Below are 15,708 nucleotides of genomic sequence, written 5' to 3'. Positions count from 1 at the left end.
CCAAAAGGTGCGCGCACTTTGTCAAGTGCTACTGACGGGGGCGCACCAGGCCGTCGACCACGCCGCGAATGACCACGTCCTGATCGTCCACCGGTACCGGCCTGCTTGTCGTGCCGGAATTGGTCAAGAGGTAGGGCGGCTCATAGACCCGAAACACCGTTTCGGCCTTGCCCAGCTGCCATTGGTAGAGCTGCGCGCAGACGATGTCTTTGGGGCGCGGCTGCAGGTTCAAATCCACAATCAGGATATCGCCGGGCAAGATCCCGCTCATTTCCAGAAGGCGCGAACGCATCACCCAGGGGTCGCGGCCGTTGCGGCCACGGCATAGCTCGCGCACGGCTCGATCGAGGTTTGAGCCGATCGCGTCGGTCGCCTTGTCATAGACGAAGGGCACGGCCTCCGGCTCGCCGAAGCCGCCGCCACTGCGCGGCGGGAATTCCAGCGGCTGCAGGCCGGCGATCTCGGCAATCTTCGCCATCGTCCGGCCGGACAGGATGTGAGGCCATTCCGGATCGTTCAAAGGCTTCTGGATTGTCGACGGCGCCATTTTCGCGCGCGTCGCCAATTCGTTGGCGGACACGCCCAGATGCGCCATGACGGCGCGGACCCATGCCAGCTGCTGATCCTTGGGAGAAACCATGGGCCGCAGGCTAAGGGCAGAAGATGCGGCACTCCTATACACAGCTACACCTTGACGTGCCGCATAATTGCGGGACAGTTCCGCACTTAAAGCACATGGGTGATTCGCGATCAATGTTGAGCTTCGAAGAAATCGACAAGCGCCGCGCGGCGGCAGGACTGACCCGCCGGGCCGTCTATGAGCGGGCGAAGGTGGACGGCGAGACGTGGCGCCGCACGGCGCGCGGCGAAACGCAGTTGAACGTCAAGACGCTGACCAGGCTGGAAACGGCACTGGCCGAGCTGGTGGCGCAAAAGCAGAGGGAACAAGCCAATGCATGATGTGACAGACGGCACCGCGACGGCCGCGCTGCAGGCCCACCGCCGGCGCGCTGCCGAACAGCTGGTGCGCGACCAGGTGGCGCTGGAAACCTTCCGCGATCTGCCGGCACCGTCGCTCAAGCAGAAGCTGGCGGCCGCGCATTACGAGCTGTCGTCCAGCGTCTCGCCGGTCGCCATAATGTGGGCGCAGCGTCCCTGATGCGCGCCATGGCGGTCATGGTCGACGTGCGCGACCTCGGCACTGCCGGGGTCTCGGCGCGTCGCGTGGTCGGCCTGATGGAAGACAACGCCACGATCGGCGTCTGCTCGATCCGCGACGGCGACAAGATCGCCACCACCGAACTTGAATTCAATCTCGGCGAGGCCGCGCATCTGGCCGAGCTGATCCTTTCGGGCGACCAGCGGGCGAAAACCACGCCGGGGCTCGCCCGCATTCTTTCCGCCTCCGTCGCCATGTTGTTTCGCGTCTCTCACGCGGCCGGGGCTCTGCAGCAACTCACCGGGGACATAGATGAGCGACGCGATGACTTTTCAGACGATCGAGACAAAGCGGCGGACGATGAAGATCCCGCTGACTAGCCTCTGTGCCCATGCCGGCGTGTCCAAGCGCACCTATGACTATGCGCGCTCCACCGGCCGGGAACCGCATCCCGCGACGCTGGCCAAGCTCAACACCGCCTTGAACCGCTTCCGCCTGTCCTTCGGCTCGGAGGCCGGCTCGCTCGGCCCGCACGCCGCCTTCAAGATGTGCCTGATCTATGCCGCCTTCCTCACCAAGGCCGACGCCAAGAAGGTGCTGGCGAGTGACCCGGCGCGCAAGGCGACCAGCGACCCGGCATGGCTGAAAGCAGCCGAGGTGCGGCGGATCGCCTTCTGGATCGCCAACCAGCTGCTGGGCTTTCGCAGCGCCGATGTCGGCCGCGCCGCCGGCGTCACGCGGGCAGCGGTGAGCGACGCCATCAAGACACTCGAAATCGAGCGCGACGACGACAAGCAGCTCGACCGGATTTTGCGGGAAATTGAGGAGGTGTTTTCGTGAAAGCGCGCAGCCAGGATGACGTCACCGAAACCAGCCAGACGGTCGCCGCCGGGCAGCTGCGCGCCTTCATCGAGCGTTTGGAGCGCGTCGGCGCCGAGCGTGACGATCTCGGCCGCGACCTCGCCGATATCTACGCCGAGGCCAAGGGCACCGGCTTCGACACCAAGGCCATGCGCGCGATCGTGCGGCTGCGGAAGAAAGACCAGGCCGAACGGCAAGAGGAAGAAACCATCCTCGATCTCTACAAAGCCGCGCTGGGGATGGTGTGATGCGCACCAAGTTCATGGACGCCAGCAGGCAGCACGAAGATCTCCGCAACGGCTTCATCGCGGCGATCCGCGAAATCGCGCCGGACATGCCGGCCGATGAGATTTTGGCCGTGGTCTGTGTGTTCGTCGGCCAGCTCGTCGCGCTGCAGGATCAACGCCGCTTCTCCCGCGACGACATCATGGAGCTGGTCGCCTCCAACATCGAGGCCGGCAACAAGGTCGTGATCGATGATCTGTTGAAAGCGAAAGGCGGGAATGCGTGAACGCGCGCACCAACAGCACCGCCGTCATGCAGCGGCGCCATGAGCCGGCTGACAGTCTGGATTTCTTCCCGACGCCGCCCTGGGGCACGCGCGCCTTTTGCACGCACGTGCTGCCGCGCTTCGAGACGCCGGATGCGAGCACCGGCCTGGTGCCGTTGACGGCGGCCGATCCGTGCTGCGGGCAGGGCCATATGGCGCTCGTGCTGCGCGAATATTTCCCGCTGGTGACGGCGACCGACATTTTCGATTACGGCTTCGGAGGGGTGACCGATTTCCTGCATCCCGACCATGCGCAAGCGCCGCGCGACTGGTTCTTTTTCAACCCGCCGTTCAATCTGGGGCTGGAATTCATCCTGCACGGGCTTGAACTGGCGACGCGCGGTGTCGCGGTGCTGGTGCGCACGGCGTTTCTCGAAGGCGAGGGGCGTTATGACAAGCTTTTCGACCGGCGGCCGCCAAACCTGATTGCGCAATATTCCGAGCGCATGCCGATGCATCGCGGCCGCTGGGTGATCGAAGGCAAGAGCGCCACCGCCTATTGCTGGCTGGTCTGGCACAAATTCAGCCCGCGCGCGGCCGATCCCGCCTTCATGTGGATCCCGAAATCGCGCCGCACGCTGACCCGCAAGGATGATTGGGAGCGTTTCGGCGGCTGCACCGACCTGCCGAAAGACCATGCGGTGATGAAGGCGATTGAAGACCTCGCCACGGCGAAGGTCTACCGCGAACCGGTGCTGACCATCGCCCAGGTGCGGGCCGAGAAAGCGGCGCTTGAAGGCCGGCCGGTGCCGGCGTCGCTCGGCGATATCGCCCGCGAGCTGGGGCGGCTGCTGTGATCGACAAGCCAAGCGTTTTCCAGTTGTTTGCGGAATTCGATGAAGCCGCCCAGTGCTGGGGCTATCAAGCGGACCAAGGCACCGGCGATCGGCTGCAGGAGGCGCGGCTCGATTACGAGCGGGGACTAAGTCCGCGCTGCTGCAGCGACTAATGGACATTCGCAACCTCGATTCGGAGGCGGTGCTGTGAAGGCGCTTGACCTGTTCTGCTGCGCGGGGGGGGCATCCGATGGGCTTGTTGCTGCCGGCTTCGAAGTAACCGGCGTCGATATCAAGCGCCGTCCGAACTATCCCCACAAGTTCATTGAGGCCGATGCTGTGACACTCGACATCGACCTTTTCGAATTCGATTTCATCTGGGCTTCGCCGCCCTGCCAACGCTACAGCGTGGCGACAAAATCGCAGAAAGACTATCGGCCGGAAGATTATCCCGATCTGGTCGACCCGATCCGGCAGAAGCTCAAGGGCCATCCCTTCACCTGCATCGAAAACGTGATTGGTGCGCCGCTGCGGCGCGACCTGGTGCTGACCGGGCCTTCGGTCGGGCTGACCCGCATCGAGCGCAAGCGTGTGTTCGAATTGTCGTTCCTGTGCCTCAATCCCGGCGCGCCGGCGCTGCCGCGTCTGATGTGGACGAGCGGCGAGGCGATCACCATCACCACGTCGCTCTCGTGCAAGAGCCATTTCTACCCACGCAAGAAGGTCGGCAAACCCGGCCGCGTGCCGGCCTGGGAAGCCTGCGAGGCCATGGGAATCACACGGCCGATGACGGCGCACGAAGTCGGCGAGGCCATTCCGCCGGCCTATAGCGAGTTCATCGCGCGCGAGGCCATCCGGCAGGGCTGCGGCCAGCGGGAGGCGGCATGACCGGCGATCTCGACATCATCAAATCCGGCCTGATCGACCGCATCGAGCAAGTCTGCGAACGCCTGCTGCCGGACGGCAAGCCCGAAGGCGGCCTGTGGGTGGCGTGGAACCCGATCGAGCATGATCAGAAGCCCGGCCGCCTGCCGGCGCTGAAGGTGCGCATCCGCAACGGCGATATCGGCGCGTGGAGCTGCTGGCGATCGGGCGCCAAGGGCGACGTGCTGAAACTGGTCGCCTATGTCGAGCGCACCGACATCAAGGGCGCGCTGGCCTGGGGCCGCGATTTTCTCGGCATCCGTTCGATGTCGCCGGCCGAGCGGCAGAACCTTCGCAAGGCCGAAGTGGTGCGCAGACAAGAACGCGACCACAAGGCAGAGCGCGCCAGGCTGTTCAAGCTGCAGAGCGCCGACCAGCTGTTTTTCGCCAAGCCGAGCGACAAAGAGACCGGCCCGGCCTGGTGCCCGCAAGGCACGTTTGCCTATGGCGAGGGCACGGCGGCCGAGCTGCACGCCAAGGCGTACTTTCGCGGCCGTGGCGTCGACCTCGACGCTATTCCCAACCTCAACCGCTATTCCTTCCGGTTCTCGCCGGCGACGGAATGGTGGAAGGGCGCGCGCTATGAGAATTCGGACGGCCGGCGCTGGAAGGCCGAGCGCGGGCCGCTGTTTCCGGCGATGCATTCGGCGATGCGCAACCGAATGGGCATCGTGACCGCCTGCCACATCACCTTTTTCGACCCGGTGAAGCCGATCAAGGCGCCGGTGACGCCGGCGAAGCTGATGTGGGGCGAGGCGCTGGGCGCCGTCATCGAAATTTCCATGGGGCCGAACGCCGTGCCGTTCTGGATGGCCGACCGCGACGGCCTGGTGCCCGATCCGGTCGTTGTCGGCGAGGGCATCGAGACGGCGGCGAGCTTTTCGCAGCCGGTGCCGGAAGCGCGCGTGTGGGCCGGCGGCTCGCTCGCCGGCGTCGGCTCGGCGCCGATCAACCTCACCTGCATCGAGTGGGCGCTGTTTGCGCGCGACAACAACGCCGGCAACGCCCAGGCGCAAAAGCAGTTCGATCAAGCACTCGCCGGGCTCGAACGCCACGGCAAGATAGTCGTCGTGGAAGCCAGCCATGTCGGCGATGATTTCAACGATCTGGCGCAAGGAGAAGAATGATGTCCACCGGAAGCCTAGAAGCCGGCGACGCGGCCGCTGCCGCCGTTGCCAAGACCGACAAGCGGGTGACGCTCGCCGGCATGGAAGCCAAGGTCGAAACCGCGCAATTCTTCAACCCGACATGCGCGCCGCAGCTGACCATCTGCGTCATGACGCTGACCAACGGCTTTACGCTGGTCGGCAAGTCGGCGCCGGCCGACCCGGCCAACTTCAACCAGGCGCTGGGCGAGAAGTTCGCCCGCGAGGATTGCATTCGCCAGATGTGGCCGCTCGAAGGCTACCTGCTCCGCGAAGAGCTGTCGCAGCGCGTCGAAGTGGGGGTTTAGGACCATGGCACGCAGGAAAGGAAGCAAGAATGTCAAAGCGCCGATCGCCCCAAAAGCCAAAGCAGCGCCGGCCGAGATTGCCAATGACGTTGTTGGCGTGGATGCCAGTCAGCAACAGCCGCCGGTGGCCCCGCTCGACACTGCTGGCACAACACAAGGGGACAAGGCCGGTGCGGGCACGACCGAAACCACTGACCCAGTTCATGGGTTGCGCGGGCCGGCGATCGGCGCCGATAGCGGGACGGGTGAAAATGTGGCGGCAGAAGTGCCGGCGGAGGCGGTGAACGCGGCACTGCCTCGCTATCGGTGCCACAAGGTCGTGCAGGCTCTCAAGCTGACCGACATCACGCGAAACCTCGACACCGGGCAGGTGACGCTGACGCCGGAAGACAAGAGCTATCAGCCATTCGATGCGCCTCCGGGCTGGTATGAGCGTTTCCACGGAAGCGATAACGACACAGGCTATTTCGTCCAATACGAGGACGGCTTTTCGTCGTGGTCGCCGACCGAGCCTTTCGAGGACGGCTACAGCCTGATGCCGGCTCCTGCCGGCGCCGACAGCTTGAATGAAGAAGACTACGAACGGACGTGGAAGTTCGATGTCGCGGGGCTAGCGCGGGCGATCGCCGGCGGCGCGCGGCTGTTTGCCGATGGCGGCATGGTCACCGAATATCAGGATGTGTTCGACCTCGAAGAAGCCGCCATCATGGCCGAGTTCGTGCGCGACAATCCCGACGCGCCGCTGGAAGCCATGTTCATCCACCTTGGCTTGAAGAAGCGCACCCCGCGCACCGAACCGAACCGCGCCGACCTGTTCGTGCTGTCGCTGTTCCATGCGGCGTGCAAGGCGGCGTTCAAGTTCGAAGCCGACCAGGCGGCCGAGGCAGAGGCCGCCAAGGTCAAGCCGGAACCGTCCGGCCGCTGGCCCGGCGAGCGCGCCATGCAACCATCCGATCCGGTTTTCGCGCCGACCGGCTTTTCCCCTCGCTAGGTACGGTCCTCCCAAGACACCTAGCGCTTTGCCCGCCGGCGACACCCAACGAACGCCGGCGGGCTTTTTCTCTCCCAGCATGGAATGACAGGCAACGATGGCGAAGGCGCAGACACAGACCGGTTCCAAGGCAATCCGTGCCGCCTTTGCCGATGCCAAGCGGGCGAAGGACGAGGCCGACGCGCTGTCGGCGATCGATCCCGACCCGAATTTGCCGCGCGACGGCATCAACCCCGGCATGTGGGAAGGCGCGCCGTTCGACAGCATGCCGCCGGACTGCCCGGTCAAAGTCGTCGGCCGCGATTCGGACGGCCTGGTCTATTGCATTTCCGCCACCGGCCACATGCGCCGCGTCGAGCGCTGGGACATGCCGGCGCTGTCCGACCTGTTCGCGCCAAAGCTCAACAGCCTGATGTGGGCATGGCCCGGCTGGGGCAAGAAGGACGTCTGGGACGCCGAGCAGGAGAAAATGGTCTCGAAAAAGATCGTCAACCGCGTCGAGCGCGACAAATGCATGATGGCGATCATCAATGAGGCTTCGCGCAAGCCGGATTTCGACCCGAACACGCAACACCGGGGCCGTGGCGGCTGGGTCGACAACCACGGCCGCTTCGTCTGGCATTCCGGCGGCTGGCTGTGGCTGGTCGACGGCAAGAAGCTGGAACAGGCGCGCCCGGCCCAGCATGACGGGTTTTTGTACACCAAGCAGGCAACGACGATCGAGCCGTGGGCCGAGCCCGTCACCCAGGAGGAAAGCCCGGCGCGGCGCATCCTCGAAGATCTCCGCACATGGAACTGGCAGCGGCCATACCTCGACCCGGTGCTGGTGCTGGGCTGGATCGCCACGGCGCTGATGGGCGGCGCCTTGCGGGCGCGGCCGATCATCTTTGCCACCGGCGGCGCCGGCGTGGGAAAAAGCCGGCTGCAGGAGGTTGTCAGCTCGGCACTGGCCGGCGCCGTGACGCAATCGGTCAACACCACGGCCGCCGGCGTCTACCAGAAATCGAAAACCGACAGCCTGCCGTTCATGATCGATGAGCTGGAAAGCAAGCCCGGCTCGACCAGGTCGGAAAGCATCATCGAGCTGGCGCGCGTCGCCTACACCGGCGGCGATATCAGCCGCGGCGGCCAGGATCACCAGGCGACTACGTTCACGGCGCGCAATTCGTTCTTTTTCTCGGCCATCATCCCGCCGCCCATGGGCGCGCAGGACAAGACGCGCATGGCGATGCTGAACCTTTCGCAGCTCGACCGGCCGGGCAAGAGCGGCCGCGACCTGGTGCTGAAGCCGGAGACGGACGGCCGCATGATCCTGCGGCAGATCATGGACGGCTGGAAAGAGTTCAACGATGTGCTGATGCCGGACCTTGCGACCATACTGGGCGAGCGCGGCTTGTCGGCGCGGGCGATCGACACGTTCGGCACGCTGCTGGCGGCCGCGCGGCTGCTGGTCGGCGATACCGTGCTCGAGGAAATCGGCCTGCCGATGACGGATGCCGCGCATTTGGGCGAGCTGATCGCCGAGGCGACGGCGGCCGACCGCACCGAAAACCTCGACCACTGGCACAAATGCATCGACACGCTGTTTCAGAGCCAGATCGACGCCTGGCGCGACGGCGTCAAGCCGACGATCGGCGGCGTGTGCGAAAAGCTGCGCATCGGCCCGGCGCAAGGCGGCTGGGACGAACGCGGCACGCGCGAACGGCTGGAGCTGGTGAGCCTTGGCTGTTTCGAGCGCGGCAAGGTGCCGAACGCCGGCGCGCTGCTGGCGGTGCCGGCCAACGCGCCGCAGCTGCACAGGATCTTCGCCGATACCGATTTCCACAAGGGCGGCTGGTACACGGCGCTGAAACAGGCGCCCAAGGGCATCGTGCTGCCGGCGCGCAAGGTCAAGATCAACGGCAGCACCACGCATTGCCTGCTGATCGACCTCGATGCGTTTGAGAAGCATGTTGGAGCGGGGTTGTGATGGAGGCTGCACCACGCCGCCCGGTTCTGCGCTGGCATGGCGGCAAATGGAAGCTGGCGCCGTGGATACTGCAGCACATGCCCAAGCATCGGGTCTATGTCGAGCCGTTCGGGGGCGCGGCCAGCATCCTGATCCGCAAGCCGCGCGCCTATGCCGAAGTCTACAATGATCTCGATGACGAGGTTGTCAGCCTGTTTCAGGTGCTGCGCGACGCCGGCACGGCACAGAAGCTCCTCGAGGCGCTACGTTTGACGCCGTTTGCGCGTGTCGAATTTCGCGCTGCCTATGAGCAATGCGCCGACCCGATAGAGCGCGGCCGGCGGCTCATCATCCGGTCGTTCATGGGCTTCGGTTCGAACGCCCATGCTAGCGAGCAAAAGGGCCACCGCTCGACGGGATTTCGCGCTACGTCGAACAGGAGCGGCACCACGCCGGCGATGGATTGGGCGGGCTATCCCGACTGCCTGCCGGCGATCATCGATCGGCTGAAAGCTGTCGTCATCGAATGCAGGCCTGCGCGCGAAGTGATGGCGCAGCACGATTCGCCGGCGACGCTGCACTATGTCGACCCGCCATACCTGCCGGAAACGCGGGCACGCGGCAATCGCTACGATCTGGCCTGGCGCATGTACCGTCACGAGCTGTCGCGCGACGATCACGCCGAGCTGCTCACCTTCCTTTGCGAGCTTGACGGGATGGTGATGCTGTCGGGCTATCCCGACCCGCTCTATGAGGCCGCGCTGGGCGGCTGGCGGCGTGTCGAGTGCAAGGCCTATGCCGATGGCGCGCGCGAGCGTGTTGAAGTTATGTGGCTCAATCCGGCTTGCGCGGATGCGCTTGATGATGCCGCCGGCGGGCATGGCACGCCATTGTTCGCCATCCGCTAGCCTTCTGGCGCGCGACCAGCGCGCCTTGCAGCGGGCCGCCCTTGCCCTTCCAGGTGATGAGCGCACCAAGCGCCTTCCCATCCATTGCCGTGCCCTGGTGCGCGGCGCTGCTGCCATGCGTCACCTCGAAACAACTTGCAGCCCGGCAGGGCTGCGCCGCATTCCCTATACCCGCCGCCACAGGATGAATTGAATCGCGTTTTCAGGCGGTTTCCGAGCCTACCCGCGCCCGTTTCGCCGGGCCAAATCGTGCCATTTTGTCACCATTTCCCGCGCCCCATTTGACGCGCCTTGCCCCCGCCCGACCAGTGATCAAGCGAGTTCCGCCGCGCCAAACCATGGCTTGCAATTGACGATAGGCGATTTCGGCGAGGTTGATTGAGCCGCTGAGGGGATCGGGAGCGGTTACCGGGTTACCAGCGGGTTACCGCATTGGTAACCAGAAAAACCCAAGGAAATCAACAACATGACTGTTTCGGTTACCGGTTCCTCGGCTAATGCAACCTCGCATCGCACGCGCGCGCGCATGCGCTGTATGAGGTAACCACGTAACCGGTAACCGCAGGGGTATATCCATTTGAATTATCTATCGAAAAGCCGGTTCCCGAACGGTTACCCAAGGTCTCGATCGGGAACCGGATTAAAATATTGCCCTTGGAGCCGCCTCGATGCCGAATGAGCTCGACCAGGGGCATCGCGACGCCCACACACCGCCGGCGCCGACCGCCGAGGACGCATGGAACGGGCTGACCGGCGCAGATCCCGCCGCCCTTCTGGCAGGCTTGCCAGACATCGACGCGTCGGACCTCTTGGCGATGGCGGCGGAACCCGCTCTGACGCAGCGACGGGCGCGGGGGAGGCCTGAAGGCGCGCTGAACCGCAAGAACAGCGACATGATCAAGTATCTCGCCAGCAAGGGCCATCGCGACCCATGGGAGACGCTGTCGCTGATCCAGTCGGCCGACACGATGCGCCTGGCCATGTTCCTGCGCGTGCCGATGCAGGAGGGCGGCAAGGTCAAGCGCGATGCCGACGACAACGTGCTGTACAACCCGCCGAACCCGGAGTTCGTGGCGGCGCTGCAGGAGCGGGCGGCGACCACGCTGATGAAGTATCACCACTCGGCCAAGCCGCAGCAGCTCGACCTGGTGCTGCCCGACAAGCGGCCATTGATGGTGTTCGGCAATGTCGAGAGCGTGCAGATCGTGGCGGATGGCGACGGATACATGAGCGCCGGGCTCATGCCCGATCGAGCGGAAAAAGCCAATGAAATCAATGGCGATGCCGTGCGACATCCTGCCGACCAGTCGCACGAGAACGCTAACCCGTTGAATACCAACGACAAAGCCGGGTTGAACGACTGATTGCAAATCAGTTGCGCGATTGAAAACAGGAATCGCGAGGGCAGTTCTCGTGCACGTGCGCGCGAGGCCGGCGCCGCCTGGTGTGCCGCCTCGACCCCGCCCCCCATGCCTCGACCAGGCCGAACCGGCCGGCCCGAATTTCGAAAGTCGCAGGGGCCCCCCACCGCCCACGGGCGTTGCGTCGCACACACGCGACCTATTCCGCAGGCTCGCAATGGACTCGCTGGCGGCGGAAATAAATTTGCAGCCTTGAATCGGGACGCGGGCACGCGGGCCGGGCGCAAATCGAGGGCCGAGGGTCATGGGTACAGGGTCGGATTACACGCCCGATTTCGACATCAAGCGGTTCAAGCCGGCGGGTCCAGTCTGCGAAGCCTTCATCAACAGCAACGGTCCTTTCGACTTCATCAGAGGGCCATGGGGCAGCGGCAAAACGGTCAGCGCCGTGTTCAAGATCGCCAACAAGGCGGGCACGCTGTTTCCGGTCTGCAAGGATGGCAAGATCAACGTCCGGTGCGCGGCCGTGCGCGAAACCTACCGGGAGCTGGCCAAGACCGCGCTGCCGACCTGGCTGCGCTTCTTCCCGAAATTCGGGCCGTACACCGCGAAGGAAAAGGATGCCTACTCCGGCGGGCAGGATAGGCCGGTAAACCACATCCTCGAATGGGATGTGCTGCGCAAATGGCCGGACGGCTGGAAAGAAACGACCGTCCGGCTGGAAATGCAGTTCGGCGCGATCGGCTCGGAAAATCTCGAAAGCTTCTTCAAGGGCTACGAAATTTCCTTTGGCTGGCTCAACGAATGCGACACGATGCATGAGGACGTGCCGGGCCTGCTGTTCGGCCGAACCGGCCGTTTCCCGCCGCGCGACACGATCATGGAATGGGAGGGCGAACGGCTCGGCTATGAGGTCGACCCCGACACCGGCAACAAGGTGATCAAGATCCCGCGCATGGTGTTCGGCGACTTCAACCCGCCGGATGAGGTCAACTGGACGTACAAGCGCGAGATCGAGGAACCGGAGAAGTGGCCGGGCTACAACTTTTTCGCCCAGCCGTCCGGCCTTGCCGCCAATGCCGAGAACCGCGACCGCAAGACCAGGGCGGATTACGAAGCCGAGGAACGCGGCTTCGGCGGGCCGAAGGCGGCCGACAGTATCCGCAACGTGCACGGCAAGTATGCGCCCAAGAAGGTCGGCACGATCATCTACGACACGTTCGATCTTATGGTTCACCGCTCCAACGAATTGCTCAAGCCTATTCCCGGCCTGCCGATATCGCTTGGCTTCGACGGCGGCGGCCGTCCGGCGCTGGCGCTGGGCCAGTTCCTGCCGGATGGGCGGTTGCGGGCGCTGCGGGAAATCGTCTCTGATCCTGCCGTGGTGACCGGCGCGACGCGATTTTCCACCCACTGCGTCGAGCTGCTGTTGAGCGACGATTTCAGGGGGTTCCCGATCGTCGGCGCATGGGGCGATCCGTCCGACTTCGAAGGCGCTGACAGCATCCAGGGCGAGCTGGCGTTCATGATGACGGTCAGCCAGGCGATCGGCGTCATGATCATGCCGACCGAGACCAACGACATTCATTCGCGAACCGATGCCCTGCGCTGGTATTTCGGCATGGACGACGCCAACACGCCGCGGTCGATCTGGGACCCGCGCTGCAAGACCTCGATCCGGGGTTTTGTGTCGCAGTATCACCTGACGAAGCAGGCCAGCGAAGGCAAGACGAACCTGCTGGAAATCGACAAGAACGAATATTCCCACTCGATCAATGCTTGGGAATATTTGGCCTATGGTCGGCGTGGCCGGGCGGCGGTGATCAAGCAGGGCGCGCAAGCCGGCCGGCCGGCAAACGTGGTGCCGATCAAGTCTGTCACCGTCAAATCGGATTTCAACGTCTTCGACAACAGATGAGCGATTTTCCCTACGTCTACCACTGGAACCGCATGGGCAGGAAAGGCCAGCGCTGCCGCGTCACCGCGCGCGGCGGCATGAACAGCGCCGCCGTGGAGTTCGAAGACGGCTTCACGGCGGTTACCAGCCGGAACGCCTTGCGCAAGGCGCCGTCGCCGCAATGGCGCCTAGTGTCGCCGGCGCCGCGTGTTGCGGTGCTGGACCTCGCGGGCGCAGGTGCACGTGTGAGGCGGCTTGTGCTGGCGCAGGCCCGCAACACGGCAGCGGTGCAGACGGTCGCCATCTATTGCGGCGACGACTGCATGGCCGTGGTCTATTTCGGCCGGCATGGCTGGCGCCGCACCGAAATGGCCCTGTCGATCGCGCCCGCTGCGCGCCAGCACATGAGGCGGCTGGTCCGCATGGCGCAATTGACGCTTTTTGCCATGGCCGAAACTCACCTCATCGTCGCCCGCATCCGGTCAAACAACCACGCCGGCCAACGCATGGCGATGCTGGTTGGCTTCCATGCGCACGGCAATTTCGAGCCCGGCGTGTGGATTTTGAGGAAGGGCAGACATGAATGCGATCCTGAATCCCGGCGCCGATGCCAAGAAAGCGGCGGCCGAACAGAAGGCCCAGCAGGCGGTGGCGAATGACCGCCAGCTGGCCGAGCTGCGCAATGCCGACGCCACCAGCGGCGCGACCAGGCGCAACCCGCGCGGCCGCCGGCTGTTCGTGACGGACCCGGCCTCCAAGGCCGATTTGAGCTAATGGCCGACATCGTGGACGGCACGCCGGTCGCCCAGCAGCGCGCCCGCTCCAAGCAGGTATGGACGAACCGAAGCGGTTGGGATTCGCTGTACAGCGAAGCCTATGACTATGTGCTGCCGAACCGGCGGCCGGGCGGCACGGGCAAGACCAAAGCCCCCACGCAGATGATTTTCGACATGACCGGGCCGAATTCGGCCATGCATTGCGCCGGCGAAATCCAGCGCCAGATTTTCCCGGCGTCGACGCCGTTCAACCTCGAAACCGGCCCGCTGGTCGCCTCGCATCTGTCGGCGAAGGAAAAGACCGACTTCGACAAGAAGCTGCAGGGCGTCGCCAGCTTCGTCTATCCGTTCATGAAAACCGGCGATTTCGACACGTCGATGCATGAATTCTGCACCGATCTGACGGTCGGCACCGGCGTTGTGTTGCCGTTGCGCGGCCCGTCGATCAACGAACCGCTGCGCTTCGTCTGCATCCCGCAAGACGAAGTGGCGATCGGGCAGGACGCATGGGGGCGTGTGAACTACGCCTCTTGGAAACGCACTAATCTTGGCCGCGAGGCGGTGGTTGAGGCATGGCCGAAAGGCGAATTCACCGCCGAGTTCAAACGGCTGGCCAAGGAAAAGCCGTACGACGAAATCGTGCTGTTTCAGGATTTCTACCGGTTGCCCGATGGCCGCTGGCGCTTTTGCGTTTACCTCGAGACGGACGGCGGCTTTATCGCCCAGGAGACGACGCGCACCCAGCCGATCGCCGTTGCGCGCTTCTACCGCTGGCCGGGCGAGGCCTATGGGCGCGGCCCGGTGCTGTTTGCGCTGCCGACCATCAAGACCGTGAACAAAGCGCAGGAGCTGGTTCTCAAGGCCGCCGCAATCCAGCTGCTCGGCATTTGGGGTTTCCGGGCCGGCGGCACGTTCAACCCCGACACGGTGCGGCTCGGCCCTGGCGAATTCTGGCCGATGCAGTCAACCGGCGGCCTGCTTGGCCCCGATGTGCAGCGGATCGACACTGCGAGCGGGCGCATCGATGTCGGCAAAATGATCATCGGCGACGGCCAGCGCCAGATCCGCGACGCGCTGCTGGATACGCGGATTTTCGATGATGGCGGCACGCCGGCGTCGGCTTCGGAAATGGCGCTGACGGCGCAGCAGAATTCACGGGTGCATATCGGCGCCTATGGCCGTTTGAACGTCGAGGCGCTGGGGACGATCGTGCCGCGCTCGATGGAAATCCTTAACGATTGGCAGCTGCTGCCGAACCTGATGAGCTTCAACCAGCTGCTGGTGTCGATGTACATCAACTCGCCGATGGCGGCGGCGCTGAAGGCCGACCAACTGGCGGCGTCGGTAAACTACTACAACCTTGTGGCCCAGACGGTCGGGCAGGCGCGCGTCAACGAGAAGATCAACATCGATCGTTATCTGGACCGCAGCCGGCAAGGCCTGCTGGTGCCGGTCGACATCGTCACCACGGCGGACGAAGAGAAGGCCGCCATCGAGGCGAACGCCAAGCAACAGGCGGCGGCCATCGCGGCCGAAGCGGCCGTGAAGGCCGCGCCCAACCTGGTCGCCGCAGCGACACAACCGGAAGTGCAGGCAGCATGAGCGACGGGCCTTTCAACTTTTCCCGCCAGATGATGGCGGTGGACGATTTGCTTGGCAAAACGCCGACATGGGAAGGTCTCAGCCAGGCATTCTTCCCGGCCAAGACCGCCGACAATTTCGACCCCGGCGACGACATGAAGCTGGTGATGTTCCACTTCAACAACACTGCTGAAGGCCGCCGGATCATCGAATGGTTTGCCGACCTCACGGTGCGGGCGCCGTTCCCGCATGTCGGCTCGATGAAGGAAAGCGCGGCCCTTGCGGCCGCCAAGCACGAGGCACGAACAGCCGTCGGCTACGCGATGCTGCGAGCGATCGCCGAGGGTGAAGAACTCTGGAAAGCAGCGACAAGGAGCCAAGACCCATGAAACACCTGCTTGAGAAGTATTTGCACCCATTCTGCAGCGCAGATGATGGCGGCGCTGGCGGCAGTGGCGGCGGCGCGGCCGCTGCAGCGGCCGGTGGTGGAGATCCCGCCGGCGGTGCCGGTGGAGCGGCGGCG

The 15,708-nt window shown here is 64.5% G+C and carries 21 protein-coding genes; 20 read left to right on the top strand and 1 reads right to left on the bottom strand.

The genetic code is table 11. The features are described 5' to 3' along the window. Positions 1–28 precede the first annotated feature (28 nt). Positions 29–754 (bottom strand): helix-turn-helix domain-containing protein, encoded by a 726-nt coding sequence (locus tag X733_RS140720; RefSeq protein ID WP_155924272.1) that lies wholly within the window; start codon positions 752–754, stop codon positions 29–31. Between X733_RS140720 and X733_RS140725 the strand changes: the two genes are divergently transcribed. The 20 genes from X733_RS140725 (at position 754) to X733_RS140800 (ending at position 15,574) form a co-directional block, all read left to right on the top strand. Continuing rightward, positions 754–960, top strand: a complete 207-nt coding sequence (locus X733_RS140725; RefSeq protein ID WP_023739960.1) for a hypothetical protein — start codon at positions 754–756, stop codon at positions 958–960. The two genes, X733_RS140720 and X733_RS140725, sit on opposite strands and share 1 nt — an antisense overlap. Beyond that, entirely contained in the window at positions 953–1,159 is a 207-nt protein-coding gene (locus X733_RS140730; RefSeq protein ID WP_023819843.1) for a hypothetical protein, read from the top strand. Before X733_RS140725 ends, X733_RS140730 begins: the two co-directional genes overlap by 8 nt. After that, entirely contained in the window at positions 1,159–1,539 is a 381-nt protein-coding gene (locus X733_RS140735; RefSeq protein WP_023819842.1) for a hypothetical protein, read from the top strand. The genes X733_RS140730 and X733_RS140735 overlap by 1 nt, the downstream gene beginning before the upstream one ends. Further along, entirely contained in the window at positions 1,484–1,999 is a 516-nt protein-coding gene (locus tag X733_RS140740) for a hypothetical protein (RefSeq protein ID WP_196813773.1), read from the top strand. The genes X733_RS140735 and X733_RS140740 overlap by 56 nt, the downstream gene beginning before the upstream one ends. Then, the gene (locus X733_RS140745; protein WP_023819841.1) at positions 1,996–2,268 is read left to right on the top strand and encodes a DUF2312 domain-containing protein; all 273 of its coding nucleotides are present in this window, start codon (positions 1,996–1,998) and stop codon (positions 2,266–2,268) included. The genes X733_RS140740 and X733_RS140745 overlap by 4 nt, the downstream gene beginning before the upstream one ends. Beyond that, the gene (locus X733_RS140750; RefSeq protein WP_023819840.1) at positions 2,268–2,531 is read left to right on the top strand and encodes a hypothetical protein; all 264 of its coding nucleotides are present in this window, start codon (positions 2,268–2,270) and stop codon (positions 2,529–2,531) included. The genes X733_RS140745 and X733_RS140750 overlap by 1 nt, the downstream gene beginning before the upstream one ends. Next, positions 2,528–3,367: a hypothetical protein gene (locus X733_RS0135610; protein WP_023819839.1), complete on the top strand. Its 840-nt coding sequence runs from the start codon at positions 2,528–2,530 to the stop codon at positions 3,365–3,367. The genes X733_RS140750 and X733_RS0135610 overlap by 4 nt, the downstream gene beginning before the upstream one ends. Beyond that, positions 3,364–3,519, top strand: a complete 156-nt coding sequence (locus X733_RS1000000169815; protein ID WP_023819838.1) for a hypothetical protein — start codon at positions 3,364–3,366, stop codon at positions 3,517–3,519. Before X733_RS0135610 ends, X733_RS1000000169815 begins: the two co-directional genes overlap by 4 nt. Before the next feature lie 34 nt (positions 3,520–3,553). Then, positions 3,554–4,234 (top strand): DNA cytosine methyltransferase, encoded by a 681-nt coding sequence (locus X733_RS140755; RefSeq protein ID WP_023819837.1) that lies wholly within the window; start codon positions 3,554–3,556, stop codon positions 4,232–4,234. Then, positions 4,231–5,397 (top strand): toprim domain-containing protein, encoded by a 1,167-nt coding sequence (locus X733_RS140760; RefSeq protein ID WP_023819836.1) that lies wholly within the window; start codon positions 4,231–4,233, stop codon positions 5,395–5,397. Before X733_RS140755 ends, X733_RS140760 begins: the two co-directional genes overlap by 4 nt. Then, the gene (locus X733_RS01000000166605) at positions 5,397–5,723 is read left to right on the top strand and encodes a Gp49 family protein (RefSeq protein WP_032911456.1); all 327 of its coding nucleotides are present in this window, start codon (positions 5,397–5,399) and stop codon (positions 5,721–5,723) included. Before X733_RS140760 ends, X733_RS01000000166605 begins: the two co-directional genes overlap by 1 nt. A 4-nt stretch (positions 5,724–5,727) precedes the next feature. Then, positions 5,728–6,714 (top strand): hypothetical protein, encoded by a 987-nt coding sequence (locus tag X733_RS140765; protein ID WP_023819835.1) that lies wholly within the window; start codon positions 5,728–5,730, stop codon positions 6,712–6,714. A 97-nt stretch (positions 6,715–6,811) separates the two neighbouring features. Continuing rightward, the gene (locus X733_RS140770) at positions 6,812–8,683 is read left to right on the top strand and encodes a hypothetical protein (protein ID WP_023748704.1); all 1,872 of its coding nucleotides are present in this window, start codon (positions 6,812–6,814) and stop codon (positions 8,681–8,683) included. Further along, positions 8,683–9,570, top strand: coding sequence for a DNA adenine methylase (locus X733_RS140775; protein ID WP_023819834.1), 888 nt, complete (start codon positions 8,683–8,685; stop codon positions 9,568–9,570). The genes X733_RS140770 and X733_RS140775 overlap by 1 nt, the downstream gene beginning before the upstream one ends. A gap of 668 nt (positions 9,571–10,238) precedes the next feature. After that, positions 10,239–10,934 carry a hypothetical protein gene (locus tag X733_RS140780; RefSeq protein WP_023819833.1) on the top strand — a complete coding sequence of 232 codons (696 nt, stop codon included), beginning with the start codon at positions 10,239–10,241 and terminating at the stop codon, positions 10,932–10,934. A 301-nt stretch (positions 10,935–11,235) separates the two neighbouring features. Further along, positions 11,236–12,849, top strand: a complete 1,614-nt coding sequence (locus tag X733_RS140785) for a hypothetical protein (protein WP_023819832.1) — start codon at positions 11,236–11,238, stop codon at positions 12,847–12,849. Further along, complete coding sequence (locus tag X733_RS140790) at positions 12,846–13,487, top strand: hypothetical protein (protein WP_023819831.1); 642 nt, start codon at positions 12,846–12,848, stop codon at positions 13,485–13,487. The genes X733_RS140785 and X733_RS140790 overlap by 4 nt, the downstream gene beginning before the upstream one ends. Beyond that, positions 13,477–13,602: a hypothetical protein gene (locus X733_RS1000000171350; RefSeq protein ID WP_023739941.1), complete on the top strand. Its 126-nt coding sequence runs from the start codon at positions 13,477–13,479 to the stop codon at positions 13,600–13,602. The genes X733_RS140790 and X733_RS1000000171350 overlap by 11 nt, the downstream gene beginning before the upstream one ends. Next, the gene (locus tag X733_RS140795) at positions 13,602–15,206 is read left to right on the top strand and encodes a portal protein (protein ID WP_023819829.1); all 1,605 of its coding nucleotides are present in this window, start codon (positions 13,602–13,604) and stop codon (positions 15,204–15,206) included. Before X733_RS1000000171350 ends, X733_RS140795 begins: the two co-directional genes overlap by 1 nt. Then, on the top strand, positions 15,203–15,574 hold the full coding sequence (locus X733_RS140800; RefSeq protein WP_023739939.1) for a hypothetical protein: 372 nt from the start codon (positions 15,203–15,205) through the stop codon (positions 15,572–15,574). The genes X733_RS140795 and X733_RS140800 overlap by 4 nt, the downstream gene beginning before the upstream one ends. Positions 15,575–15,708 lie beyond the last annotated feature (134 nt).

This window comes from Mesorhizobium sp. L2C066B000 (assembly GCF_000502335.1).
GTDB lineage: Bacteria > Pseudomonadota > Alphaproteobacteria > Rhizobiales > Rhizobiaceae > Mesorhizobium.
This window is presented reverse-complemented; position numbering and strand designations above follow the sequence as displayed.